Annotated in this window: 19 protein-coding genes and 1 pseudogene; 14 read left to right on the top strand and 6 right to left on the bottom strand. The window is 68.9% G+C overall.

The genetic code is table 11. The annotated features are described in order from the left end of the window. Window positions 1-76 precede the first annotated feature (76 nt). Both JN22_RS29850 and JN22_RS29845 read right to left on the bottom strand, forming a co-directional pair. Window positions 77-1,519 carry an amidase gene (locus JN22_RS29850; protein ID WP_085557549.1) on the bottom strand — a complete coding sequence of 481 codons (1,443 nt, stop codon included), beginning with the start codon at window positions 1,517-1,519 and terminating at the stop codon, window positions 77-79. Window positions 1,520-1,602: 83 nt separating this feature from the next. Continuing rightward, complete coding sequence (locus JN22_RS29845; protein WP_085557548.1) at window positions 1,603-2,541, bottom strand: LysR family transcriptional regulator; 939 nt, start codon at window positions 2,539-2,541, stop codon at window positions 1,603-1,605. Window positions 2,542-2,621: 80 nt separating this feature from the next. Between JN22_RS29845 and JN22_RS29840 the strand changes: the two genes are divergently transcribed. Further along, window positions 2,622-3,221 carry a cysteine hydrolase family protein gene (locus tag JN22_RS29840; protein WP_085557547.1) on the top strand — a complete coding sequence of 200 codons (600 nt, stop codon included), beginning with the start codon at window positions 2,622-2,624 and terminating at the stop codon, window positions 3,219-3,221. 50 nt (window positions 3,222-3,271) lie between these two features. Here JN22_RS29840 and JN22_RS29835 read toward each other — a convergent pair whose 3' ends face one another. Further along, window positions 3,272-4,150: a LysR family transcriptional regulator gene (locus JN22_RS29835; protein WP_085557546.1), complete on the bottom strand. Its 879-nt coding sequence runs from the start codon at window positions 4,148-4,150 to the stop codon at window positions 3,272-3,274. Here JN22_RS29835 and JN22_RS29830 point away from each other — a divergent pair. From JN22_RS29830 to JN22_RS29795, 8 genes are all read left to right on the top strand, one after another. Further along, the gene (locus JN22_RS29830; protein WP_143268840.1) at window positions 4,149-4,598 is read left to right on the top strand and encodes a hypothetical protein; all 450 of its coding nucleotides are present in this window, start codon (window positions 4,149-4,151) and stop codon (window positions 4,596-4,598) included. The two genes, JN22_RS29835 and JN22_RS29830, sit on opposite strands and share 2 nt — an antisense overlap. Before the next feature lie 167 nt (window positions 4,599-4,765). After that, the gene (locus JN22_RS29825) at window positions 4,766-6,229 is read left to right on the top strand and encodes an Orn/Lys/Arg family decarboxylase (protein WP_085557545.1); all 1,464 of its coding nucleotides are present in this window, start codon (window positions 4,766-4,768) and stop codon (window positions 6,227-6,229) included. Between the two features lie 10 nt (window positions 6,230-6,239). Next, window positions 6,240-8,795, top strand: coding sequence for an AMP-binding protein (locus tag JN22_RS29820; protein WP_085557544.1), 2,556 nt, complete (start codon window positions 6,240-6,242; stop codon window positions 8,793-8,795). Between the two features lie 230 nt (window positions 8,796-9,025). Further along, complete coding sequence (locus JN22_RS29815; RefSeq protein ID WP_085557543.1) at window positions 9,026-10,651, top strand: ABC transporter substrate-binding protein; 1,626 nt, start codon at window positions 9,026-9,028, stop codon at window positions 10,649-10,651. A gap of 10 nt (window positions 10,652-10,661) precedes the next feature. Further along, window positions 10,662-11,651: an ABC transporter permease gene (locus tag JN22_RS29810; protein ID WP_085557542.1), complete on the top strand. Its 990-nt coding sequence runs from the start codon at window positions 10,662-10,664 to the stop codon at window positions 11,649-11,651. Then, window positions 11,648-12,568: an ABC transporter permease gene (locus tag JN22_RS29805; RefSeq protein WP_085557541.1), complete on the top strand. Its 921-nt coding sequence runs from the start codon at window positions 11,648-11,650 to the stop codon at window positions 12,566-12,568. Before JN22_RS29810 ends, JN22_RS29805 begins: the two co-directional genes overlap by 4 nt. Beyond that, window positions 12,565-13,581: an ABC transporter ATP-binding protein gene (locus JN22_RS29800; RefSeq protein ID WP_085557540.1), complete on the top strand. Its 1,017-nt coding sequence runs from the start codon at window positions 12,565-12,567 to the stop codon at window positions 13,579-13,581. Before JN22_RS29805 ends, JN22_RS29800 begins: the two co-directional genes overlap by 4 nt. After that, on the top strand, window positions 13,578-14,573 hold the full coding sequence (locus tag JN22_RS29795; RefSeq protein WP_143268834.1) for an ABC transporter ATP-binding protein: 996 nt from the start codon (window positions 13,578-13,580) through the stop codon (window positions 14,571-14,573). The genes JN22_RS29800 and JN22_RS29795 overlap by 4 nt, the downstream gene beginning before the upstream one ends. A 230-nt stretch (window positions 14,574-14,803) precedes the next feature. Here JN22_RS29795 and JN22_RS29790 read toward each other — a convergent pair. Then, window positions 14,804-15,010 (bottom strand): annotated as a pseudogene (locus JN22_RS29790) (IS5/IS1182 family transposase); the annotation flags it as partial. A gap of 713 nt (window positions 15,011-15,723) precedes the next feature. Here JN22_RS29790 and JN22_RS29785 point away from each other — a divergent pair. The 4 genes from JN22_RS29785 (at window position 15,724) to JN22_RS29770 (ending at window position 22,859) form a co-directional block, all read left to right on the top strand. Further along, window positions 15,724-15,936: a hypothetical protein gene (locus JN22_RS29785; RefSeq protein WP_143268828.1), complete on the top strand. Its 213-nt coding sequence runs from the start codon at window positions 15,724-15,726 to the stop codon at window positions 15,934-15,936. A 107-nt stretch (window positions 15,937-16,043) separates the two neighbouring features. Then, window positions 16,044-17,300, top strand: coding sequence for a replication initiation protein (locus JN22_RS29780; protein ID WP_085557538.1), 1,257 nt, complete (start codon window positions 16,044-16,046; stop codon window positions 17,298-17,300). Between the two features lie 357 nt (window positions 17,301-17,657). Continuing rightward, a complete protein-coding gene (locus JN22_RS29775; protein WP_085557537.1) occupies window positions 17,658-18,569 on the top strand; it encodes a hypothetical protein in 912 nt (303 codons plus the stop codon). Between the two features lie 264 nt (window positions 18,570-18,833). Continuing rightward, the gene (locus JN22_RS29770; RefSeq protein WP_143268823.1) at window positions 18,834-22,859 is read left to right on the top strand and encodes a hypothetical protein; all 4,026 of its coding nucleotides are present in this window, start codon (window positions 18,834-18,836) and stop codon (window positions 22,857-22,859) included. A 16-nt stretch (window positions 22,860-22,875) separates the two neighbouring features. Here the strand turns inward: JN22_RS29770 and JN22_RS29765 are convergent, their stop codons facing one another. Next, on the bottom strand, window positions 22,876-24,423 hold the full coding sequence (locus tag JN22_RS29765) for a hypothetical protein (RefSeq protein ID WP_143268817.1): 1,548 nt from the start codon (window positions 24,421-24,423) through the stop codon (window positions 22,876-22,878). Window positions 24,424-24,863: 440 nt separating this feature from the next. Here JN22_RS29765 and JN22_RS29760 point away from each other — a divergent pair, with 440 nt between their 5' ends. After that, window positions 24,864-25,223: a hypothetical protein gene (locus JN22_RS29760; RefSeq protein WP_085557534.1), complete on the top strand. Its 360-nt coding sequence runs from the start codon at window positions 24,864-24,866 to the stop codon at window positions 25,221-25,223. Between the two features lie 58 nt (window positions 25,224-25,281). On the opposite strand, the gene JN22_RS29755 is transcribed toward JN22_RS29760, so the two are convergent. Then, window positions 25,282-25,494, bottom strand: coding sequence for a site-specific integrase (locus JN22_RS29755; protein WP_085557533.1), 213 nt, complete (start codon window positions 25,492-25,494; stop codon window positions 25,282-25,284). Window positions 25,495-25,588 lie beyond the last annotated feature (94 nt).

The following is a 25,588-nucleotide window of genomic DNA, read 5'->3' as shown; positions in this document are numbered from 1 at the left end:
ATTGCCGAAGATCAGGTTTCTGGAAGGCCGGCCGGATTGGCACCGCAGTCCCGGGTTCGAGCCGGCCCCGATCGGTTCACCGGATGTCCGGGCGCCTGTCGTACCAGGGGCGCGCCCGCTCCAGCTGCCCGGCAAGGCTGAACAGCAGGGCGTCCTCGCCCAGCCGGGTGGCGATCTGCACGCCGATCGGCAGATTCTCGGCGTTCCAGTGCAGCGGCACCGACGCGGCAGGCACGCCTGTGCAGTTGTACAGCGAGGTGAAGGCGCTGTAGCGCCGCAGCCCCTCGTAATAGGCGTCTAGGTCCGTGCTGGTGGTGTCCACGGTGTAGAGAGGCAGCGGCGGCGCGGCGAATGTGCTGGTCAGCAGCACGTCATAACGCTCGAAGAAGCTGCCCAGCACCCGCGCCAGCCGATGGATCGTCCACACCGAACGCGCCAGATCCTCACCGCTGTAGGACTGCGCCTCCTGCGCCCACAGCCATGTGATCGGCTCGACATCCTCGGCGATCACCCGGCGCCCCAAAGCCTCGCCGCGCAGGCGCAGCACATTGGCGATGTTGGAGGCCACGATGATGCGGGTCGCGCGCTTCATCGCCTCGGCGTCGATGGCGGGACGCGCCTCCTCCACCTCGTGGCCGAGATCGGCGAGCAGCCTGGCTGCCGCGTACACCGCCTCCACGCAATCCGGGTGTATCGCGCCGCCGCCATGGTCGGTGGTCTGGAAGGCGATGCGCAGGCGCGGCGGTTCCTGCGTCACCGCGTCGAGGAATCGCCCGGCGAAGGCCGGGGCGGCGTAGGGATCGCCCGGTTCCGGACCGTGGGTGGCGTCGAGCAACGCCGCGTTGTCACGCACCGAGCGGGTGATCGCGTGATGGACCGACAGGCCGTTCCACCCCTCGCCGTTGTCGGGACCGAAGGGGTTGCGGGCGCGGGTCGGCTTCACCCCGAACACGCCGCAATTCGACGACGGGATGCGGATGGAACCGCCGCCGTCGGTGCCATGCACGGCGGGAACCAGACCGGCGGCGACCGCAGCAGCCGCACCGCCGCTCGACCCGCCGGCGCTGCGCGACAGATCCCACGGATTGCGCGTCGGCCCGAAAGCCGACGGTGCCGTCTCGCAGGCCAGCCCCAGCTCGGCGGTGTTGGTGTAGCCGAGCACGATGAGCCCCGCCGCCCGGTAGCGCGCGGTGATGGTGGAATCATGGTCGGCGACGTTGTCCTGCCACAGCCGGCCGCCGTTGCTGGTCCGCTGGCCCTTGTAGAGGATGTTCAGATCCTTCAGCAGGAACGGCACCCCGGCCAGCGGGCCGGCCAGCGGATCGGAGGGATCTGTCGCGGCCGCCACCCGCCGGGCCTCGTCGTAGAGGGTGTGGACGACCGCGTTGATCGCCGGGTTGATCAGTTCGATGCGCCGGATCGCCTCCTCGATCAGTTCCAGCGGGCTGATCGCCCGGTCGCGCACCAACCCGGCCAGCCCGATGGCGTCATAGCGTTCGTATTCGGGGAAAAGCGACATGATCGGCGGTGTCTCCTGTGTTTCGGTTTCGGGCGTCCCACCCTGCCGTTTATCTCATGCTGTGAAATTCTCTAATTCCCTATTTATGAACTATGGAAGTTCAATTCTGCACAGCCGGCCCCAAAGGCGGGAGTGGAGGCAGGGGTGGAGGCGGCACCGCCAGGGGGCTGAAGGCCCGCCTCGAACAGTGCGACGAGGTGGTCGATCACCGCGCGGACGCGCGGCACCTCCTTCATGTCGCGGTGCAGGACCAGCCAGAGCTCCCGCGTCAGCGGCAGTCCCGCCATCGCCACAGGCTGAAGGTCGGTCTCTCCCGCCGCCAGCCAGACCGGCAGCAGGGCTGCGCCGAAGCCTGCCCTAGCCGCCGCCAATTGCGCCTGCACGCTGTTCGAGCGGAAGGCGACGCGCCGGCCACCCGCGTGGCGGGCGAGCCAGACGGCTTCGGGAAGGTCGGCCAGCGCCTCGTCGTAACCGATCAGCGCGTCCGGGGCGCCGGCGATCGCGAACAGACCATAGGCGACCGTCGACAGGCGGCGCGCAACCAGATCGCCATGCTCCGGCCGCGCCATGCGGATGGCCAGATCGGCCTCGCGCCGCGCCAGGCTGAGCGTGCGGTTGTCCACCGTCACCTCCAGATCGATGCCGGGATGGCGGGCACGGAACGGCCCCAGCCGGGGTACCAGGAAACGGTCGGTCAGGGCCTGGGTCGCCGTCAGACGCACGGTGCCGGTCAGCCCCTCCTCCCGCCCGCCGCGGCGCAGGATGGCGAGCGCGCGCTCGTCCATGCCGTCGGCCAGACGGAAGACCGCCTCCCCCTCCACCGTCAGGGCGTAGCCGTCGGCGCGCCGCTCCACCAGGGTGCGCCCGAGATCGGCCTCCAGCGCGGCGACGCGGCGGCCCACCGTGGCGTGGCTGATCCGCAGGACCCGCGCCGCCGCCGACAGGCTGCCGGTGCGGGCAAGCTCCAGGAAGATCCGCACGTCGTCCCAGCTGAGCGACGCTGTCTGTTTCTGCACAGTCATCGCGCAAACCTGACGGATGGCCGGACGGCCTTGAACACAGCAGACTGACTCACCCGTTCCCCCTCTTCCGGAGTGTCCCCATGCCCGAACCCAAGACCCTGCTGGCCCTGGCCGGCGCCCCGCAGACCCCCAGCCCGCTCGACAAGGCCGCCCTGGTGCTGATCGACGCCCAGCGCGAATACACCGACGGCGGCCTGCCGCTGTCCGGCGTCGAGGATGCCGTCGCCGAGGCCGGCCGGCTGCTGGCCCTGGCGCGCAAGGCCGGAGTGCCGGTGTTCCACATCGTCCATCACGGCAAGCCGGGCGGCGCGCTGTTCAACCCGGAAGGCCCGTTCTCCGCCATCGTCCCGGCGCTGATCCCGCATGACGGCGAGACGGTCGTCGTGAAGGGCCTGCCCAACGCCTTCGCCGGCACCGATCTCGACGCACGGCTGCGCGCCACCGGCCGGACCGAGCTGATCGTCGCCGGCTTCCAGACCCACATGTGCGTCAGCAGCACGGTGCGCGCGGCGCTCGATCTCGGCTGGCGGACGACATTGGTCGACGCCGCCAGCGCGACGCGCGACCTGCCCGCCCCCGGGGGCGGCACCGTTCCGGCAGAGGCGCTGCACCGGGCCGTGCTCGCCGCGCTCGCCGACCGCTTCGCAGTGGTGGTGAGGGACAGCGGCGCCTGGGCCTGACGGCCCGCCCGCGTCCAGCCTCGCGGCGCCTGCGCTCGCAGCGCCTGTGCTCATGACGCCCATACGGCCTGGACCGCGTCGCGCATCGCCTGGATCGCCGGCTCCTGCTCCTTCCCGGACGGAAGGATGAAATGGAGGTCGCTTTCCAGGCACTCCCCCGGCCACAGGGCGACCTCGCCCGCCACCTCGGCCGCCAGCGCCTGGTCCTCGCGCAGCAGGGCGAGGCCAAGCCCGTCCATCACCAGGCCTTTCAGCGCGCCTTCCTGGTCGACCTCGACGACGGTACGGGGAACCGCGCCGTGCCGCGCGAAAGCGCGGGCGGCGATCCGATGGAAGCTGCATCGCGGCGGCGTGCCGATCCAGGGCAGCGCGGCGAGATCGCTCCAGCCCGCGTCCTCGATGCCGGCGCGCCACGCGACCGGGCCGACGATGCGCAGCCGCACCGTGGCGACGCGAACATGGCGGAGCGCGCCGTCCGGCCGCTCCTCAAGGACGAGTCCCGCCTCCAGGCGCCCGTCGAGCACCCGCTCGACCACGTCGGCCGAGACATGGTGCGACACCTGGACCGTCAAGCCGGGATGCGCGCTGCGCAGCCGTGACAGCAGGAGGCCCAGGCGCAGCGCCACCGGATCGCCGGCGATGCCGAGAGCCACCGGCCCCGCCACGTCGCCCCGCAAGGTCCGGGCATGGGTGACGAGGGCCTTGGCCGCCGCCAGGGTGCGCTCGGCATCCTCCAGCAGGATGTTTCCCTCCCGCGTCAACTGCATGCCCTTGGCCGTGCGCTCGAACAGCGCGGTGCCGAGTTCATCCTCCAGCACCTTGATGTGGCCGCTGACGGCGGGCTGGCTCAGCAGGAGCAGCTGCGCCGCGCGCGTCAGGCTGCCCTCGCGGGCCACGGTGGTGAAGGTCTTCAAATGATGGAGTTCCATGAACGCCTCCGTGGACGCCCTCCAATGGGCACGGCGCCGAAGCGGGAAGTGGCAATTCCAGGCTGTGGAACCTTCGCCCACAGCCTTTTCCCGGGATATTGAAGGGGCGGGCAACCCGGCTCCCGACCTGGGAAACGCCAATTTACCGACTGAAAATATTATTTTGCAAGGTATCACACCAAAATATGTGATAGATATTTTATTTTCACATTTTATTATCGCTTTTATTGCCCGGGCTGTTGTTGCCAAGCTTGGGACACGTGGCGAGCCGGGCAGCGTTAGCCCCTCCTTCGCGCGGCGAGGTCCGCTCCACACCGCAACACACAATCGTCACCATTCAACATTCCCAAAACGAAATACGAATGAATTCTCGAATCTCCCGTTCCATACGAAATATCTCCAAAGCTCATTGACGAAGAATTGCGTCAAATCCTTGTTGTTTCTCTGACGCATCATTTTCCCCGATGCTAGTCTTCAGAATTTTTTATTGGACAACCGGCAGGCCTACGTCCGTTATTACTACAAAACAAGTATAGATATGACAAGAATAACACTGATATTTCGTTGAAACTGGCCGCATCGGATGCGCGACCAACCAAGAGCGAGCTCCATCCCATGTCCGAACCAACTGACCAAATCACCACCCGGTCCGCGGGCCAACCGGCCGCCCGGCCCGCAGTCGAGACGCCGCTCGCCGACGCCCTGCTGGCGGCGAGCGCCGGCACGCGGGCGTCGTTCCACGCCCTGCCCATCTGCCGGCGCGCCTCCATCCGGACCTCGCCCCTCGCTCCCTCGTTCGACGCGCTGTTCGGCAGCGGGCTGTACAGCGAAACGACGATCACGGCGCCGCCGCTCGACACCTTCTTCTTCCCCCACCGCTCGCTCGCCAGAGCCGAGGAGCTGGCTGCCCGCGCCTTCGGCGTCACCGGCACGCTGTTCGTCACGGTGGGAACGACCGCGTCGAACCAGATCGCGCTGGAGGCCCTGGTCACCAGGCCGGATGCGCGGGTGCTGGCCGACAAGGGCACCCACCAGTCGATCCACTTCGCCCTGTCGGACAAGCACGCGGCGGTCGACTACATCGAACCGCGCGTGTTCTGCGAGCATTCCGAACGCGCGGCCCTGGCGCTGTCCGACATCGTCGACCGCGCCGCCGCGGCCGAGCGGGCGGGCAGGCCGTACGACCTGCTGGTCCTGAACGGCCAGTCCTACGACGGCGTCGTCTACGACATCCCGGCGATCCTCACCGCACTCGCCGAAGCCAGCCCGTCCCTGACCGACATCTTCATCGACGAGGCCTGGGGCGCCTGGAGCTATTTCCACGAGAGCACGCGGGTCCGCACCGCGCTGCACGCCCGCAGCACCGTACCGGAGCTCGAACGCTTCAACGTCGTCGCCACCCACTCCGCCCACAAGTCGCTGAGCGCGCTGCGCCAAGCGTCGCTGATCCATTACACCGGCGATCCGGCCCTGGGGGAGCGGCTGCGGCTGGCGCGCTACCGCCACCACACCACCTCACTCAACTACCAAATCCTGGCCTCGCTCGACCTCGCGCGCGCCCAGATGGAACTGGAGGGCGACGCGCTGGTCGAACGCTCCCTGCGCCTCGCCCGCCTCATCGCCGACAGCGTCGCCGCCGACCCCGATCTCGGCGCCTTCTCGGTCAACGCCGCCGCCCCTCCCGCCGCCCTGGCCGGGCATGTCGCCATCGACCCGACCAAGCTGTCACTGCGGGTGTCCGGCCTGCCGGTCGGCGCCCCGGAGCTGCGCGAGCGGCTGTACAGCCAGCACGCCCTCTACGTGAACCGCTGCACGCCGACCTCGCTGCTGCTGAACATCCACATCGGCGTGCTCGAAGAGGACGTGCTGGCCCTGCTCGACGCCCTGAGGGCGATCCAGCGAAGCCTGCGTCCGCCGCCTGCGGAGCGGCGCATCTCGACCTCCTTCATCATTCCCTACCCGCCGGGCGTGCCGCTCATCGTTCCGGGCGAGGAGATTGGAGACGACACGCTGCGCCGGATCGAGGCCGTGCAGTCGGCCGGAGCCCGCATCTACACCATCGAAAACCGCGCACGCTAAGGGACGAGCCATGATCCCCCTTTCCCGAATCGAGGAAATCGCCGCCTCGCGGCCCGACCATGCCGCCGTCATCGCCGGCCGCACGGTGCTGAGCTGGAGCCAGTACGCCGACGCCGTGCGCGACGCCGCCGAGGGGCTGGCCGGCGCCGTCGCCATCGACGAGCTGCGGACCATCGCCTTCCTCTCGCACAACCGGGCGGAGCTGGTGGTCGCCGCCTCGGCCGCCGCCACCCTGAAAAGCACGCTGTGCGGGCTGGACTATTCGCTGACGCAGGAGGCGCTGGCCGATCTGCTCGACCGCATCGAGGCGGATTGCCTGATCGTGTCCTCGGGCTTCCTGGCCGACCGCGGCCTGAACGTCCGCGCCCTGGCCGGCGGACGGCCGGTCATCGACCTCGACAACCAGCTTCCCGGCGCCACCGGCTACGCCGCCTTCCGGGGGCTGTCGGCCGGGCGGCGCCCGCCCAACGCGCCGGCCCGGCCGTTCCGCGCGATCTCCTTCACCTCGGGCACCTCCGGGCGGCCCAAGCCGGTGATCCGCAACGGATCCTTCGATGCCCGCCGCTTCGCCTACTTCACCGCGCGCTACGGCTTCTCCTCGGCTGACCGCCACCTCGCCACCATCCCCTTCTACCACGCGGCGGGCGGCGGCTGGGCACGGCTGTTCCTCCAGCTCGGCGCCACGCTGGTGCTCGCCCCGCCCGACGACGCGGTCGAGACCGCCGAGCTGATCCGCCGCGAATGGATCACGTCGAGCACGATGACCCCGCCAATCCTGTCCGGCGTGCTGCGCCACGTCGCCCAGAACCGCGCGCGCGTCACCCCCAACCAGCTGCGCTTCGTCCTGGTCGGCGGCAAGCATTTCCCCGCCCCCGCCAAGCAGGAGGCGCTCCAGGTTCTTGGCCCCGTCGTCTACGAGTATTACGGCACCACCGAGACCGGCGTGAACACCATCGCCGAGCCGGCGGACCTGCTGACCCACCCGGCCAGCGTCGGCCGGGTCTATGACGGCAACCGCATCCTGATCCTCGACCCCGAGCGCCGCCCGGTGCCGGCCGGCATCGTCGGATCGGTGGCGATCGCCAGCTACATGAACATGGACGGTTATCTCGGCGCCGCGGCCAACAAGGTGCAGATCGACGGCGAGCGCTACCTCGTCACCTCGGAGGCCGGCTATCTCGACGAGGATGGGCGGCTGTTCCTGCTGAACCGCTCGCAGGGCGCCGACAGCGTCAACCTCTACGCGCTGGAGAACGCGATCCGCCAGATCCGCGGCATCGACGACGTGGCGCTGGTCCGCAGCGCCGCCCACGGCCCAGTGGCCGTCCACTGCGCCGTGGTGCTGAAGGCCTCGGCCGCGGTCCCGGCGGGGGAGGTCGAGGCGCGCGTCGGCGAGATCGTCCGGCGCGAGCGCGTCGCACTGGCCCGCTTCGAGCTGCTCGACCAGATTCCCTACAGCCCCTCAGGCAAGGTCCGCGCGACGGAGCTGGAAAGCGCCATCCTCCGGGCCGGCGACCGGACGGCCGGAGGGACGGACAAGCGGACGGCCGGGGGAACGGCGAGGGGTACGGCACCGCCCAGGCCGGCCAGACCCGGCGGCAAGGCCGACGGCGTGCTGCTCGGCATCGCCCTGCTGGCGCTGACCGCCATCTCCTGGGGCGGCATGTTTCCGGTCGCCAAGGCTGCGCTCGCCAGCATCGACGGCTTCCACCTGACGCTGCTGCGCTACGGGCTGGCCTCAATCATCCTGCTGGGCATCCTCGCCAAGGTCGAGGGCTTGCGCGCCTTCGCCCTGGAGGGCCATGGCGGCAAGCTGTTCTTCTACGGCTCGATGGGCTTCGCCGGCTTCAGCATCCTCGCCTTCGTCGGACTGGCGAACTCCAAGGCCGAGCATGGCGCCATCATCATGGCGCTGATGCCGCTGATCACCGCCCTGCTGACTTGGGCGATCAAAGGCGTGAAACCCGGCCGCGTCACCTTCCTGTGCATCGCGGCCGCGCTCGTCGGGGTGGCTCTGGTGGTCACGCGGGGCAGCCTGTCGGCGCTCGGCGGCGGCGCCCTGCTGCCCGACCTGCTGATCCTCGCCGGCGCGGCGAGCTGGGTGGTCTACACCCTGGGGGCGGCATCGGTCCCCGGCTGGTCGGCGCTGCGCTACACCGCGCTCAGCGCCGCACTCGGCACCGTCACCATCGTCGCCGTGACGGGGCTCGCTACGGCCAGCGGCTTCATCACGGTGCCGACACCGGAGACGGTGTGGTCGGTGCGCGGCGAGATCGCCTACCTCGTGCTGATCGCCGCCGTGCTCGCTGTGTTCAGCTGGAACATCGGCATCCGGCTGCTCGGCCCGATCAACGGCGTCCTGTTCATCAACCTCGTGCCCATCACCGCCTTCGCCATCGGCCTCGCCCAGGGCCGGGAGTTCGGACAGGCCGAGCTGGCCGGGGCCGGCCTGACCATCGGCGCCCTCGTCGTCAACAACCTGAACAGCCGCGGCCTCTTCCGCCTCCAGTGGCCGGCCCCGGCAAAGCCGGTCGGCTTCGGGCGGACGGCGGCGGAAACCCCGTAAGCGGGACGGGACGGCGGCTGTTCAGCACTGAACAGCCGCCGTCCGGATTTGTGCGGTCGCCTATTTCCTATTCAGTAAGTATGATTTATTTATCGATTTGACGGGATGTCTTTGGATGATCCGCCTCCTCTCTTCCGCTTCCTGTCCAGCCAATCGCAGCGCGCCGGCCTGACGGCCGCGCCGCGCGCCTGGCACCCTCTGCCGGCTTCCCCATTCCCCTGGAGACCATCATGGATCGCCGCACCTTCCTGGGTGCGATGGCCGGACTCGTGCCGACCGCCGCCTTCGCCCAGACCACGACCGCGCCGGGCGCCAGCCCGACAGGCACGGCACCGACAGCGACGGCCTCAAGCCACCGCTCGCTCTCCATCGGCGCGATCTCGGCGCCGAACTCGCTGGACCCGCAGTTCTACCAGTCGCCCACCAACAACCAGACTCTGCGGCAGATCTTCGATCCCCTCGTGACCGAAGACGCCGAGGGCCGGGTCCGGCCGCTGCTGGCGCAGTCTTGGCGGGCCGTGGACGAACTCACCTGGGAATTCAAACTGCGGCCCGGCATCCGCTTCCACGACGGCACGCCGCTCACTCCGGACGACGTCGCCTTCACAGTGGAACGGGTGCCCACCGTTCCCAACAGTCCCGGCTCCTTCGTGCCCTACGTCCGCAACATCGCGGCGGTGGAGCCCATCGACGCCACCACCTTCCGCATCCGCACCAAGTCGCCCAACCCCTACCTCGACCGCGACTTCACCAACCTCTACATCCTGTCGCGCAAAATCCACGCGGGCGCAGCGACGGCGGACTTTACATCCGGCAAGCTGGCGGTCGGCACCGGCGCCTTCCGCTATGCCGGCTTCACGGTCGGTCAGCAGATCGAGCTTGAGCGCAACCCGGATTTCTGGAGCACGCCCACCGGCTGGAACCGGGTGCGCACCCGCTTCATCCCCGACGCCGGTGCCCGCGTCGCCGGGCTGCTGTCGGGGGATCTCGACCTGATCGACGGTGTGCCGGTGCAGGATGTCGCCCATCTCGCCGCCGACCCGCGCCTCGCGATCTTCAGCGTCGCCAGCGCCACCAGCGTCTACCTGTTCCCCGACGCCAGCCGCGACCAGTCGCCTTTCGTCACCGACCGCGCCGGCAAGCCGCTGGACCGCAACCCGCTGAAGGACGTCCGGGTGCGCCAAGCCCTGTCGCTGGCCATCGACCGCAAGGGGATCGTCGAGAAGCTGCTGCTCGGCCAGGGCACCGCCGCCGACCAGTTCGCGCCGCCGCCCGCCCCGGACCGGCTGCCCGGCCGGCCCACCCCCGCCGCCGACCCGGCACGGGCCAGGCAGCTTCTCGCCGAGGCGGGCTATCCCGACGGCTTCGGCCTGACCATCCACGGGCCGAGCGGCTTCTTCACCAGCGACGTCGCGGTGCTGCAGGCGGTGGCGCAGGGCTTCTCGCGCATCGGCGTGGACACCAAGGTCGAGACGCTGCCCATCGCCACCTTCTTCTCGCGCGCGACCAACCGCGAGTTCGCCCTGTTCATGACGACCTACGCCACCACCAACAGCGCGGAGCTGCTGCGTCAGGTGGCGCTGACCAAGAATCCCGACACCGGCGCCGGCCCGTTCAACCGCCAGCACTACTCCAACCCGAAGGTCGACACCCCTCTGCTGGAGGCTCTGCGCACATTCGATCCCGAGCGTCGCGTCGGGCTGATCCGCGAGGCGCTGGCGGCCCTGGACGAGGACGCCGGCATCATCCCGGTCTTCTTCCCCCGCTTCAACTGGGCGGGCCGCAAGAGCCACGTCCGCTTCATCCCCGGCAACGCCTTCGGCCACACCAACGCCGTCTTCACCGAGCCGGTCTAGGATTCCCGCCATGCTTGCGTGGATGTTGCGGCGCTCGTTCCAGGCCGGGCTGGTGGTACTGGCGATGACGCTTCTGGTCTTCGCCGGGCTGCACGTCGCCGGCAATCCGGTGGACATCCTGGTGCCGCCCGACGCCGATGCGGCCGAGCGCGCCCGGATCGCGGCGGCCTTCGGTCTCGACCGGCCCCTGTGGCGGCAGTACCTGCTGTTCCTCGAACGGGCAACGCAGGGCGATCTCGGACGCAGTTTCATCTACAACCGCCCTGCCCTGTCGCTGGTCTTCGAACGGCTGCCGGCGACCCTGGAGCTGTCGGTGCTGGCCCTGCTGATCGCTGCCGGATTCGGGATTTCCCTGGGGCTGTTCGCCGGGCTGCGTCCGCAGGCCCTCCTGTCGCGGCTGATCATGGCCGGCAGCGTGGTGGGGCTGAGCCTGCCGACCTTCTGGGTCGGGCTGATGCTGGTGGTCGGCTTCTCGGTCCGGCTCGGCTGGCTGCCCAGTTCGGGACGGGGCGACACGGTGGCGCTGCTGGGGGTGGACTGGTCGTTCCCGACGCTGGACGGGCTGCGCCATCTGGCCCTTCCGGCCGCCAACCTCGCTTTGTTCAAGGTCGCGCTGATCCTGCGTCTGACACGGGCCGGCGTGCGCGAGGTGGTGCATCTCGACTATGTCCGCTTCGCCCGCGCCCGCGGGCTGGCGCCGTCGCGGGTGGTTGGCGTCCACATCCTGCGCGCCATCATGATTCCGATCGTGACGGTGATCGGGCTGGAGTTCTGCTCGACCATCGCCTTCTCCATGGTGACCGAGAGCATCTTCGCCTGGCCGGGCATGGGCCGGCTGATGATCGAGAGCATCCAGGTGCTCGACCGGCCGGTGATCGTCGCCTATCTGGTGGCGGTCGTGCTGCTGTTCGTCACCGTCAACCTGCTGGCCGACCTGCTCTACCGGCTGCTCGACCCGCGCGTCGGCCCGGCGGATGCCGCGACGGGAGCCGGCAGATGAGCCTCGCCGCCGGGGCCCCGCCGCAAGAGGGGGAGCAGCGCGGCCCACAGCCCTCCGTCGGGACGGTCTGGCGCGGCTTCGCCGCTTCAGGCGTGGCGCTGGCCAGCCTCGCCGTCTTTCTCCTGCTGGCCGGTGCGGCACTGCTGGCGCCGTGGATCGCGCCGCAGAACCCCTTCGACCTCACGCAGCTCGACGTTCTGGACGGACGGCTGGCACCGGGCTCGCCCGGCGGTGCAGGCGGCACCTATTGGCTGGGCACCGACGACCAGGGGCGCGACATGCTGTCCGCCATCCTCTACGGCCTGCGCCTCAGCCTGCTGGTCGGCATCGGGTCGGCGCTGGTTGCCGGATCGGCCGGGACCTTCGTCGGGCTGGCCGCCGCCCAGGCCGGCGGCCGGACCGACGGCGCGCTGATGCGGCTGGCGGATCTGCAGCTGGCCTTCCCGTCGATCCTGATCGCCCTGATGGTGATCGCCTTCCTCGGCCGCGGGATCGGCAACGTGCTGCTGGCGCTGATCCTGGTGGAGTGGGCCTATTACGCCCGCGCCGCCCGCTCCGCCGCCCTGGTCGAGCTGAAGAGCGAGTATGTCGAGGCCGCCCGCTGTCTGGTGCTGCCGGAATCCCGCATCCTGCTGCGCCACGTGCTGCCGAACTGCCTGCCCTCGCTGGTGGTGATCGCCACCACCCAGGTGGCCCGCGCCATCGCGCTGGAGGCGACCTTGAGCTTCCTCGGGCTCGGCGTGTCGGTGACGGAACCGTCGCTCGGCCTGCTGATCGCCAACGGCCGCAACTATGTGCTGTCCGGCGAGACCTGGATCAGCCTCTACCCCGGCGTCGCCCTGCTGGCCGTGATGGCCGCCATCAATCTGGCCGGCGACCATCTGCGCGACACCCTGAACCCGAGGCTCGAACGATGAGCGCCCCGCCGTCCCCCGCGCCGTCCCCCCTGCCGCCCCTGCTGGAGGTCCAAGCCCTGCGCGCCGAACTGGCGACCCGCGGCGGGCCGCTGAACATGCTGGACGACGTGTCCTTCACCCTCGGCCACGGCCGCGTCCTGGCGCTGGTCGGGGAATCCGGCTCGGGCAAATCGGCCACGGCCTTCTCGATCATGGGGCTTCTCGACCCGCCGGCGCGGGTGGCCGGCGGGTCGGTCCGCTTCGCCGGCCGGGAGCTGGTCGGCCTGGCCGAGGCGGAGATGCGTCGGCTGCGCGGCAACCGGATCGCCATGATCTTCCAGGATCCGATGATGACCCTGAATCCGGTGCTGACCATCGGCGCCCAGATCGTCGAGACCGTGCTGGCCCACGCCCCGGTCGGACGGGTCGAGGCCCGGCGGCGGGCGCGCGACGTGCTGGGCCGGGTCGGCGTGCCAGGGCCGGAGGAGCGGCTGGCCTGCCATCCCCACCAGCTGTCCGGCGGCCTGCGCCAGCGGGTGGCGATCGCCATCGCCCTGCTGCACCAGCCGGACCTGATCATCGCCGACGAGCCGACCACGGCGCTCGACGCCACCATCCAGGCGCAGATCCTGCGCGAGGTCCGGGCGCTCGTCACCGAACGGCGGACCGCCCTGCTGTGGATCACCCATGACCTCTCGGTGGCCGAACAGCTCGCCGACGACATCGCGGTGATGTATGCCGGCCGGATCGTGGAACGGGGACCGGCGGCAGCGCTGCTGCGGCAGCCCATCCATTCCTACACGGCCGGGCTGATCGCCAGCCTGCCGCGCGGACGGCGCGGCAGCCGGCTGACTCCCATCCCCGGCCTGCCCCCGACCCTGGCAAGCCGCCCGTCCGGCTGCGCCTTCCGGCCACGCTGCGGGGTCGCCGGCCCGGCCTGTGCCGCCGATCCGCCCTGGCGGGACCGCCTGGCCGGTGGTGCGTCCGGCGGTGCCGTGCGCTGCGTCAACCCCGGGCAGGCGGTGGCGGCATGAACACGGCCCCGACCGCCGCACCGACCGCCCCCCTGACCGACGGAGCCTTGGCCGAACTGCGCGCGGTCTCGCGGGTCTTCGCCCTTCCCGGCCGGCGCGACGCCGCCTTGCCGGCGGTGGACGGTGTCGATCTCGCGGTGCGGCGCGGCGAGGTGGTCGGGCTGGTCGGCGAATCCGGCTGCGGGAAATCCACCGTGGCGCGGATCATGGCCGGGGTGCTCGCCCCCAGCACCGGCACCCTGCGGCTCGGCGGCCGCGACCTCGGCAGCCTGACGGCGGCCGAGGCACGGGCGGCGCAGCTTCGGGTGCAGATGGTCTTCCAGAACCCCCACGCCAGCCTCAACCCCCGCTTCACCGTCGAGGAGATCGTCGGGGAGGCAGTGCGGTTCCACCGGCTGGTGCCGCGCGCCGCCCTGGCCGACCATGTCGCCGCCCAGCTGCTCCGGGTCGGGCTCGACCCCTCGCTGCGGCACGGCCATCCGCACCGCTTCAGCGGCGGCCAGCGCCAGCGCATCGGCATCGCCCGCGCACTCGCCGTCCGCCCGGACGTGCTGGTCTGCGACGAACCGGTGACTGCGCTCGACGTCTCGGTCCGCGCCGGCATCCTCAACCTGTTCCTGGACCTGCGCGATCAGGGCGAACTGGGGATCCTGTTCATCAGCCACGACCTGTCGGTGGTCGGGCATGTCTGCGACCGCGTGGCGGTGATGTATCTCGGCCGCGTGGTCGAGGAGGCGCCGGTCGATGCCCTGTTCGATGCGCCGCGCCATCCCTACACACAGGCGCTGCTCGCCGACGCAAGCACCCCGTCTCCGCCGGCCTCCGGCCCGGAAAGGATCCGGGCCGGGGCGCCGGCACTGTCCGAAAGGCCATCGGGCTGCCGCTTCCATCCGCGCTGCCCAGCCGCAAGGCCGGACTGCGCGGTCCGGGAACCGGCGCTGCGCCCCGTCGGACCGGGGCATCGGGTAGCCTGCCTGCTCGCCGATCACTGAAACGGGGGCCGTTCAAGCACCCTGGAGCCCGTGATGCACGGGGAAAGTGTTGCCCTCATAGCCTGTGCGGAAGAAACAGTTGTGTCAGGTTTCATGCCACAGGACCTTGGTGCAAAAGTCTGGGCTGGTGGCGGTCGGGAGGGCGAGGGAGTATAAAGGTTCAGTCAGTCTTCACGGCAACTTGTTTGAGGGCGCGGTGCTGACGTAGACGATCACGTCTTCTCTGGAGGGTTGCTCGTGTTCTGCGTGATGTGCGCAGCGGCGCCCAGGCTGCGCATGTTCGCCACGAAATCCTTGGTGTCGTAAGCCTTGTCGGCGCCCAGCGTGATGCGGTGGCGGCCGGTGATGGCCTCGACCATGGAAACCGCCGCTTCGCGTTCAGCCAGACCGGTGGCCACGGTGAGCCGGACATCCATCACCGGGGCGGGACGGTTCTCCGACCGCACCCTGTGCCAGCAGAGAGAACACGAGAGCCCACCGCAGCACAGCCTTTTTCCGCATCCTGACAATTAGCAGTGCCGCCCGCTTCTATCGGGCTCACGATGAGGTGCGCAATTTCCTGCGCCCAGCAACCCAACGCAAGCAGCACGTTCCGTTCCTCTCAGCGATGGGCAATTCATGTCCAACAGATCGCCGCCCTACGCGACATGATCCCTGGCGCGTAGTCCACGCCATCAAACTCACGGTGCCGTCTGGACCTCCTCCACCCTTGCTACGAAACCTGACACAACCCGTTGATCAGGCCGCTTGATACTTGCAGCAGTCCTGGCTGGGGTGTCGTTCTTCCGGGCATAATCAAGGCGGACAGCTGCGGGCAACTGATCGACGGGCACAGGAGCGGTTGCGGTCACCGGATTCTCCGAAGCGTGAGAACAGTGGCGGAGTATCTGGATCGCCCGGTAGCACCGGTCAAACTCGCCCCTCATCGTCCCCTGACCCACCGGTCCTGAAGTTCCGGTCGTGGCGGGCGGCACCGCGCCGTATGCGCCGGTCGGTCGGCGTTGGGCTCTTGGCGGTTCGTCGTTCGGCCGGGCTGCCCGACCAGCGGTCGGCGTGGTGAACGTTGCGGGGCGGTTATCGGGGGCGTCCGTTTCACGACGCGCAGTCCTCCCCGATTGTCGTGCTCGGCGCCGCGGCCCCGGTGGTGCCGATGGCGAAGCCGCCGCACCACTCCGGATTCTGGCTCTATCCGGTCGGCGCCGTATCCGTCGCGCCGATCCCGTCGGCGGCTTCCGAAACGACCCACGCCACAGCCTTGCCGGACGGCTGGCCACCAATCGCCCCGCCCTTCGTCAAGGCCACGCTCTCCGGCGCACGCGCGTCGCCGTCCGCCGCCGGACAAACCACCGAACAGCCGCAGTGATCCGCGGCGGGCGGCGCAAGCCGGCGACCAACGCGGCCTGCTCGGACGATTGGTCTGCGCGGATCGGACCATATCGGAACCAACATGAACGTGGCCGTAAAAGCACCATGCCTGACTATCCCTACCTTCCGAGCGATCTCGCCCTCTTCGCTTCCGCCGATTCTCCGTCTTGGGAAGTGGCTTACGCCTCGAATGTCCCAACCAGCACCGCACCGCTGACCGGCAAGACGGCACTGCGCCAGCTCAACCTCTCCCGTCGTCATCCCCGTGTGCAGGAGTTCTGGGACCTGCTTCCCGAGATGGTCCTGGCCTTTGAACGGCCTCTGACCCGCGCCGAGGCGCGGGCAGGGCTCAAGGCCTCGTTCAAGCGCTGGAAATGGCGAGCTGATTGGGCAGCGATTCCCGGCGTCGGCACCGGAACCCCCGCCTATACGCGCTTTGTCGTCGTGGATTGCGACCATGCCGACGTTGACCGCTGGCGGATATGCGGGCTGCCGGCGCCGTTCCTCACCATCGTAAACGGGGAGGCGCATCCGGAGGTGGCACGGCGTGGCTATCATCATCACATCTGGCTGTTGGAAGCCGGTGTCGCGCTCGGGCGAAGGGCACGGGCAAAACCGCGGGCCTTTCTGGGCTTGGTCCGCCGCGCCTTGGCCATCACCCTGGACGGCGACCTCACCTTCGCCGCGGCCGCGACGGGGCGGACGGTCAAGAATCCGCTCCACCCAAGCTTCGACGTGCTGTGCTGGCCTGAGGGGAAAACCACCACGCTCAGCGATCTGGCCAGCCACGCCGATATCGAACTTGCCCTGGAGACCGGTCGCGGCCCTTGCCGCTGCGGCGCTGCGGAGGACCCGGACAGCCGCAATGTGCACCTGTTCAACACGGTGCGGGAACTGGCGTATGCGGAGGTCCGGGAGCGCTGGGAGGAGTATCACGGCGCCGCGGCCAAGGAAGGCTGCTGGCGGGTTCTCGAGGATTTGGTGCGCGGATGGCTCGAGGAGCAAAACACGTTTGCCGAACCCCTGCCCACCTACGAGATCGCCGCCCTCGCGCGCTCCATCACGAGGTTCTGTCGCCGGAAGCTCCAGCGGCGCGCGGACACGGCGATCCGGCCCCATCGCGGCATCATGAACGTGAATCGCACGCTGCCGCCCGCCGACCGGATGGCGGCGGGCGGGCGGTTTGCCGCGGCGCAGCGGCGGCAGACGACGTACGATGCGATCGAGGCTTGCGTGCAGGAGCGGCGCGCGGCTGGCCTGCCGGTGTCCGTCGGCACGGTGGCAGCAGCGTTGCGCATGGCGGAGCGCACCGTCCAGCGGCATCTCAAGAGCGTGGTGGCGGCTCTACCCCCAAAGGTCTAGGCGTTCAGGCCCATCAGATAGTCCCCTGGTGGCGCGTCCCGGGAGAGGAGCCGGCCTGCGGCACGGTGCGGTCCGACAGGTCCGTAGTCGCGGGAGAGATGGCGGGCTGCCGCGCTGAGCGCATGGCTGCTATGCGCCGGACGGGATTGCCCGCCGCGGCGCATCGCCAAATCGGGACATGGCGGCGCGCGGCGCCCGCCCCGGTCCCGAGGACCGGTCCCTCCGACCAGAAAAGCTCCGCCCCAGCATGCACCTCTCGCTGTCGCTCCCTGCGACGCCGCTCGGCTGCAGCGCGTCCACCCACCTGCCCGTCCAGCGCCGCGTCGGCGGGACCGACGCTTGGTTCAGCGAGGCCGCATGAGCACCGCCATGAAGCAGCCCTATGCCCACCATCTCTGCGATGCCCTGCGTCAGGCGTCGAAGCGGATCATCAACGCCTCCAAGTTAGACGATCAGGGCTTCCTGCTCAGGAGCATGCTCCTGGGATTCACCTTCTGGGAGAAGCCTCTGTTCGTCATGCAGGAAGACATCATCACCTTTTACGACGACGCGCTGATCGAGACGGCGAAGGAGATGCAGGAGGCCAGCTGCTTGCGGCTGCCTTATCCATCGATGCTTATCGAAGTCACCGACTCCGTCATGATCGATCCGTCCACCAGTGAGACGGACACCATCCACGTCTACATCATCCACGCGACGCAGGCGTCCGACACGGGTGACATCCGGTTTACCCTTTTCACGACCAGCACGGCCGAACTCGGCGAATGGATCGGTGGCTTCGGCGTTGGCGAAATCCCGATGGGCGAGCGCGGGCTTGCTCTCTGGGTCCCGCCGCCGGATGACGCGGACAGGAGCAATGGTTGCCACGAAGTGCTCTCAACGGCCGGCTATTTCCTGTCTGGGCTGCTGGCCGTGATCAACTCACCGGCCGTCGAGCGCGAAACCGTCGCAGCGCCCAAAGCGTTGAACAGGGCACGGGTGAGCCGCGGCGCGGCGCCCGTCCCCGCCTTCGAGACGGTCCGGCTGCGGCTGCCGAAGACGGTGGCCCTGCCCACCGGTGGCGCTGGTGATGAGCCGAGCGGCACCGGCGGGCGCGGACGTCGGACGCCGAAGCCGCATTGGCGCCGCGGCCACCCGCGGCGCTACCGATCCGGCAAGGTCACGGCGATCCCTGCCACCGTCGTTGCTTGGTCAGGCGAGGGCGCACCGCCGGCTCCGGTCGTCCAGGTGACGGTTGGCGGCTACGTTGTGGCGCCGCATCGCGACTGAGCGTCAGCCGACTTGCGCGTGGTCGGGCGAGGTCAACGGCATTAGTCACATTACGCCGGCCGAGTCCGGGGCGGGCTGTCTGGCCAATGTTCGAAAGTTCCTGCAAGAACTCGCCGCGCGACTGAGGCAGGACGAAGATCCGATTTTTCTGTAAGAGCAGGCTCTGTGCCACATGCACGCTTGCGCCTGCCATGTTGCTCTTGCTGCCCGACCAGCGTGCTGATAACACACGGATAAGGTACAGCTTGGAAGGGAGAGCCTCCGTTGGATGACCTGCGCGAGGTTTCTGCGAGAGAGGATCAACCTCCCCGTGTTCGTAGCTACGCACTGGCAGGCCTGACGTTCGACCAAGCGGTCCAGGTGCTCGTCGCCGGAGGCTGCCTGGAACTCTCCGGCAGACACACCGTCACGCTGGGGAAAGCAGCGCGCAAGGCCCTGCACTTCTATTTCGATGCCAAGCGTCTGGACCTGTGGAAGAATCAGGTCCGGAATCTGCGCCCAAGTGAAGGCGAGGAGCTGATCGCCGCGCTCGAAGCGGACCTGCCGGATGTCCCGATGCCGGAGGCCGGACAGTCGGAGGCGGTGCTGTGGGACGTCGTGGCGCTGGAGATTGAGCAGTTCGGTGGGCTGCACGCGCATTGTGTGGAGGGGGGCAAGCCGCCCCCCACGATCACGTTGCTGCTCAAGGAACCGCGCACGCTTCTCCAAGGCCGCAACGGCGTGGGCAAAAGCCAGCTCGCGAGGGCGGTGGCGTGGTGCCTGACCGGAAAGATCCCACGTTCGCTGGCCGAACCCTGTGAGCCCAAGGTCAACGACTATGCGGTCGAACCGGACACCCCGGATGCCGAATCGCCCGATGAGGAGAATGGTGACGCCGCCGAACGGACCATCGGCCTGCCCGTGATCGTTCCGGTCCCCGGACGCAAGGAATTGCAATGGCTCGGCGGCAAGGCGCCGCTCGTCTCCACCGCCGTCATGCTCGACCTCGTGCGCCGCGACGGCACCGAGCGGTGCCGCATCCGCCGCCGCCTCGTCCCACAGCGGGGAACCTACGTCCCACGCGTGGAGCGCATCGATCCCGACACGGGTTCCGTGCAGGCGGTCGAGTCCGTTGAGCAAGCGTTGGAAGTGTCGGCGGCCTCCCTGGAGGCGACCGGGCTGATGATGGCGCGCTTGCCCTTCCTGCGCCTCGACGGGCCCAACGCCCTGGTGGACGCGGTGAAGGTCCTCACCGGCCTGCAGCCCTTCGAGAACCTGGGCCGGCGCTGCCAGCGTTCGGTGTTGCCGCGGCTGGAGAAAGCCATTCCAGACGTCGCGCGCAAGGAGATGGCCAGGACCGTTATTGCATTCACGGAGGAAGCGGCCAAACTGCCGGGCTACTTCAGCCTCGGCACGCCGCTGCCGGCCGACGCGCTTCCACCGGTACCGGACGATGCCGACGAGGGAAAGGCCTGCGATAGCGCACTGGTGGCGCTGGATGCTGAATTGAACCGCCGGGATGCCGAGTTGCGGGCCACCATCCGCACCGCCACCGGCTTGGATGTCGTCGAGGCCGATCTGTCCACGCTCAGGAAGGCGGTGTTGGCGGCGCGGACGGCGCTCGCGCCCGGGGCGATCGAAGCCTGGGCGGACTTCAAGGCGCTGAAGATGTTGAGCGCCGTCGACGCATCCATGATCGAAGCCGCCCGCGCGCTGGTCGCCGAGGCCGTGCTGGATGCCCGTGCCTTCGCCGACTTGGCGACGCGCACTGACGAGGCGGCCCGTCGCCGCCTGTACGTGGTCATCGACGAATGGCGCCAAGCCAATCCCTCCAAGGACGGCTGGCCGCCCTGCGCCTGCCCGGTGTGCCGGGCTGACCTCGACGGCAGGACCGACGAAACGCTCGGCCTGCCGGTCCGGGATGCGTTGGCGCGGGCGGAGCACGACACGGCGGCCGGTCACCTGGATGCGGAAACCTGCGGCAGAGCGCTCGCGAACAGTCTTCGGGCCGGCCTTGCACCGGTACTGGGCGCTGCGCTGGACGTCCATGTCCGACCTTGGGAGGCATTGCGCCGCGGCTGCACGAAGTCTGCGCAGGCGCACCTGTCCGGCGACCTTGTGCCTTTGCAGGCGGATCTGGCGGCGGAGTTCATCCGCTTGGCCGCCGGCCTGCCGGAAGCCGGGACGGCCGACACAGTGGAGCTGCCAGAGTCGTTGCGGGACGGAGCGCTCGGCAAGACGATCCGTCAGATCCTCGCCACGCTGGCAGATGCCGCCTGGTGCCTGGAGGCCGGCGCGCAGCTGGACGGGATCCGCACCGCCTTGTTCGGCAGCGGGGCCGGCGAGGGGCAGCAGGTGGGCTACCTGCCTACCCGTTTCGATGCGCTCGACAAGGCCCTAGGAGAGGACGGGCCGGTAGACAGCGCGCGGCGGACGCTGAAGACGCTGCGGAACCACAGAACGGAGTGGGGTACGCAGCGGGCCTGGATCGTCCGTGCAGCCGCCGCGGTGCCGGCGGTTCGCGAACTGGTGGATTTCGGCGAGCGGATCGAAACCCAGGTGAAGACGCTCGTCGATGAACTCGACGCGCAGACCCAGGCCTGGACCGAGCGGCTGTACCTTCCGGTCAACGCCACGGCGCCGGCCCTGGCGGGAACGCGTCTCGATGGCGAAGGCATGCGGGTGCAGGTCCGGCGCGACGGCGTCACCGGCGACGGCCGGGATCTGGTCAACAGCTCGGGCTTGCGCACCCACCTGTTCGCCTTCACCCTCGCGCTGATCAAGCGCATCCGGGACGACGACGGCGGCGTGTCGCTCCTGCTGCTCGACGACCCGCAGACGCTGTTCGACGAACACAACCAGCGCCGCGTCGCCAGAGCCCTGGGCACCCTGCCCGAGCACGACTTCCGGCCGCTCATCACCACCTACGACCAGCACTTCGCCGGCAGCCTGTTCCGGCAGGCGAAGGGTAAGGGAGTAGAGTTCCTTCAGATCCTGCCCCGCTCCACGGGCGAAGGGTGCGCACGCATCCGCCGTCACCAGCTGCACATCGAGTTGGTCCACGAAGACTGGCAGCGCAGCGATCATGATCCCACTCGTATCCGCGCCTTCTGCGACGAGGCGCGCATCATGATCGAGCAGGGGTTACGGGACCTGATCTGGCCGAGCCCCGCCGTCGTCGCCGGCAGCGAGACCATGCAGCCGCTGATGCTCAAGCTGCAAAGACTGATCGGGCGCGGCGGCCCGTACTCCAACCCTGCGTTCTCGGCGCTCATGAAGCATCAGGCGCTGAAGGATCAGGTCTTCAGCGAAGCCGTCCGCTGGGCTCACCACTACCCCGCCGAGGACCTCGGCCATACGCATGCCAAGCAAGTGGGCAAGTACCTCGATCCCCTTCTGCACAGTTTCGAGCAATGCCGCGGCGTGCTCGACGAAGCGCTGTCCCAGGGACCGCTGTCACTCCAGCTCGCTCCTGCCACGCCGGATGCCGACATCGTGCCGTTCCCGGAGCGGCCCTGCCGGCCGCTGAGGCTGTACCAGATCGGCCGCGCCGCCGCCGAGGGCGGCGCCGAGGTCGACGACGGCGATGGTGTCGGCTCCGACATCGGGGTGTCGCTCGTCAATGGGCAGCATCAGCTGTTCGGGGTCGGCAAGGCGCTCACTTGGATGCCGCGGCTGTTTCAGGCCGGTGACGTGCTGATCGTCGACTGCAAGGCCTTGGCGTCCGGAGGACTTGCGCTGGTGTGGGACGGAGCGCGCAAACAGGCAGAGGCCGGCTGGCTGAAGCCAGTGCAGGGGCGGCCGGGGACCGTAATCCTCGTCGGCGATCACGACACCGGATACGCTCGCGAGTTCGACACCGACGTCAACGAATGCCACCCGGTCGTCGGCATCCTATTCCGCGGTGCCCGCGCCAACGCCGGAAAGGCGCTGGAGCCGCTGGACGCGTGTCCGCGCTTCGCCGACGTCGAGGGAACGGTGGTGATCGACCAGGGCGACAGCGCCGAACCGCTGCTGCACAAGGGCGACAGCGTCCTGGTCGGTGCCAGAGTGGGCGATCCCGCCGGCGTATCTGCGCTGGCCGGCAGCCCGATGGCCGTTCGCCTGGAGGGCGGCCGACGCCTCGTCAAGCGGCTGGGCGAAAAGCCGTTGGACGCGAAGGGGCGCGTCTGGGTGCTGGACAATCTGGGTATCCAGGGGAACGGTGCGGTGATCCGGTTCGGCGAGGACATTCCCGACGGCTTTGCCGCCGTTCCCCGCGCCGACTCGATCCGGCCGATCCTCGGCTACTGGTTTTCCCGCCAAACCTGATCCGGCCTGAAGCCGGTCAGTGTCCCCCGAGGTTCTGGTGCAGCACGTTGTCTCCGGCGGCGTGCTTCGCCGTATGGGCGTCGAGATCGCCCTTCCAGAAGGTGACGAGGCCCGCTGCGGAGCTCACCACCAGCAGCACCCAGCGGGCCCACTCCGTATGATCGAAATGGAGCGCCTCGAGCAGCAGCTTGCCAAAGGTCACCAGCGTGATGACGACCAACGCGGCGGACACCAAGCGTGGGATCCATCGCCAAGGGCGGGCGTTCCGCTGCGCCGCATTCGCAGCAATGCTTGCGGCACGCTCCTCTAAGTAGGCGCCGATCTCCAGGGCATCCTGGTTCACATCAGCGAGCAGGGGCTCCAGGCCGAAGGCGTTACCCAGGGCCTCGTGGAAGGCGTTGTGCATGCCGATCGGGCTGACGCGCGACAGGCGGCAGCCCAACCGGAAGGCCAGGATGTCCTCGCGCAGCCGGTGCAGACGCTCAACGTCCTTGGTGGCGGGTTGTGCCATGTTCGGCCAGAAGCCGCTGCTGTGGGTGAGCGCCAGCAGTGCCTCGCGGGCGTGCAGATTGATTGCGGCGATCGGCAGGTAACGCCGTTCGAGAGCCTCGCTGCGGAAAGTCGACAGGAAGCTGGGGAGCTCCTTCGCCCCCTCGGCGGGGATGCGTTCGACGAGCGTGACGCATCCCTCCACAGAAGCGGCATGGGTCACCGTGTCGAAGACCCGCACCTCGTGCAGCCCTGCACGTGGATCGGCCAGCCGGTAATCGTCGGTGAACTTGCGGGCAAGCCGCGCCAGCAACATCTGCCGCTCGGTGTCGGCAAGCCGCTGGTCGAACGCCGCATACGTGTAGCTGAACAGGCGCCGACCCTGGAGCGGTTCGGCAGCGACGTCACCGATCAAGTCGGTCAGCTGCTCGGCAAGGCGGAAGGTAGGATTGCCGGCGCGCGTGGATACCTCCTTGCCGTCCTTCAGCCGCCAGCGCAGGCCGCGGTCGTGACACAGCGCGGTGATCGCTTCGACCAGCAGAGGCGCCGGAAGCTCCTGCCCGCCCGCCAGATGGATCTCGACGATCAGCAGTCCCTGTCCGGTGCGGAAGGGCACGAGGCGAACACTGCCGAATGTTATCGACAACGCATCGGTCGGTTGCAGGTCACAACGCTGCAGCCGTCCCTGTGCGGCCACAGACAGCGGCAGTTGCAGAACCAGCGTCGATCCCGATGGACCGCTCAGCCATTGCTGGACGTGCCGCTGGGAGTCGAGGGTCCAGACGCCGTCCGGTTCGTCTCCCGCGCCCAGCTGCTGGCTGGCCTTGTGGTAGAGATCGCCGACCGGCCAGTTCTTGCGCAGCCAAAGCGGGCGGGTCTCGGTTTCTCGCAGGCACTCACCGACTGCAGGGAGCCATCCCGCTCCCGCAAGGGAGCCGAGTGTGGCGGTTGGTGTCACCGGCCAATCCCGTTTGCGGCACTGGAACGGGTACAACAGGAAAACCGCGTGCTCGGCAACCGAGGTGATGGGGTGCGTGGTACCGTGCGCCACCGGATCACGCTCGATCACGTTCATGCTAGTCATCGTGTTTTGTCGTCCGTCGGGAAGCCGCGGCGCACTTTACCCGGCAGAGGTTGCAGAGTCGATATGTGCTCGCCAATAACGGATATACCATCCGCGGACCGATGCACCGTCAGGCGCCGCGCCGCATCGGGCTCCTGGGTGCGGGGCGATCTTGGTCTTCACCCTGGCGTCCCTCGGATCGGCGTCATGGACCGCTCCTGGTGACCAGCCGTTCTGGTCGGCGGTGCCGGTGGCGCCGGTGCGGATCGGCCGCGTCCCCTGTGGCAACGAAGAGCGCCGTTTATGCCCTGCCTGGCCCTCCCCATCCAATCCCGCCGCGCCTGAACGGACCGATTTGCGAAAAATTTTCGGATCAGCCCCTTGCCGGCTCGAAACCGATCCATATCCCAGCGGGACGCCGGCCCCCCGCTCGGCCAACCACAGGAGATGCGATGCTTTTTGCCCCGATTGAGCACTGGTTCGGCTTGCCGCCGTCGGACGACACGCCGATTCTCGGCGCCTTCGGCTTGCGCGCCATTCTGGAGGACCGCTACGGCCGCCAGACGCTGGACATCCTGCCCAACCGCAAGTCGTTCTTCCCGCCCGACACCGCGCTCAGCCCCGACTTCCAGGCGTTCCTGGACAACGAGGTGACCGCCTGGCTGAAGACCCTGTGCGGTCAGTCCTGGATCAACCCCTACGGCCGCGAGCTTTACACCCTCGAGCACCCGGTCAACCAGCGTCTGCGCGCGATGGCCTCGGCCATGGGCAGCCAGGGCTACTTCTATGTGGGCGCCTACGAGATGGCGTGACACCGAGACAGGCCCTGCTCAATCCTGAGCGGGGCCCTTTCCCTGGCGCTGTGCACGGTCAGTCCGCGTCGGGTTTGCGGCGGTAGAGGCTCTCGGTCGGGTTGTCCTTCCAGCGGTCGGCGTGGCGGATGTAGCGCAGGGCGACGTCGCTGTTCTGATGCCCGGTCTGCTCCATGATCTTCTTCAAGGACGCCTCCTCCGCCGCGGCGGCGGTGGCGAAGCCGATGCACAGCGAGTGGGCGGAGAACCGGTGGCCCAGGCGCTGCGCCAACTCCGGCCCCTGCGTCCAGCGGATTAGATCTGCGTCGGTCTCGCCGAACGCGCTGCCCTTCCCCACTGCCTCGAACAGCGGCGTGTCCGAGTTG

It is taken from the genome of Azospirillum agricola (genome assembly GCF_020005195.1).
Taxonomy (GTDB): domain Bacteria; phylum Pseudomonadota; class Alphaproteobacteria; order Azospirillales; family Azospirillaceae; genus Azospirillum; species Azospirillum agricola.
Note: the sequence above shows the minus strand (reverse complement) of the source record. Positions and strands in the feature narration are given on the sequence as shown.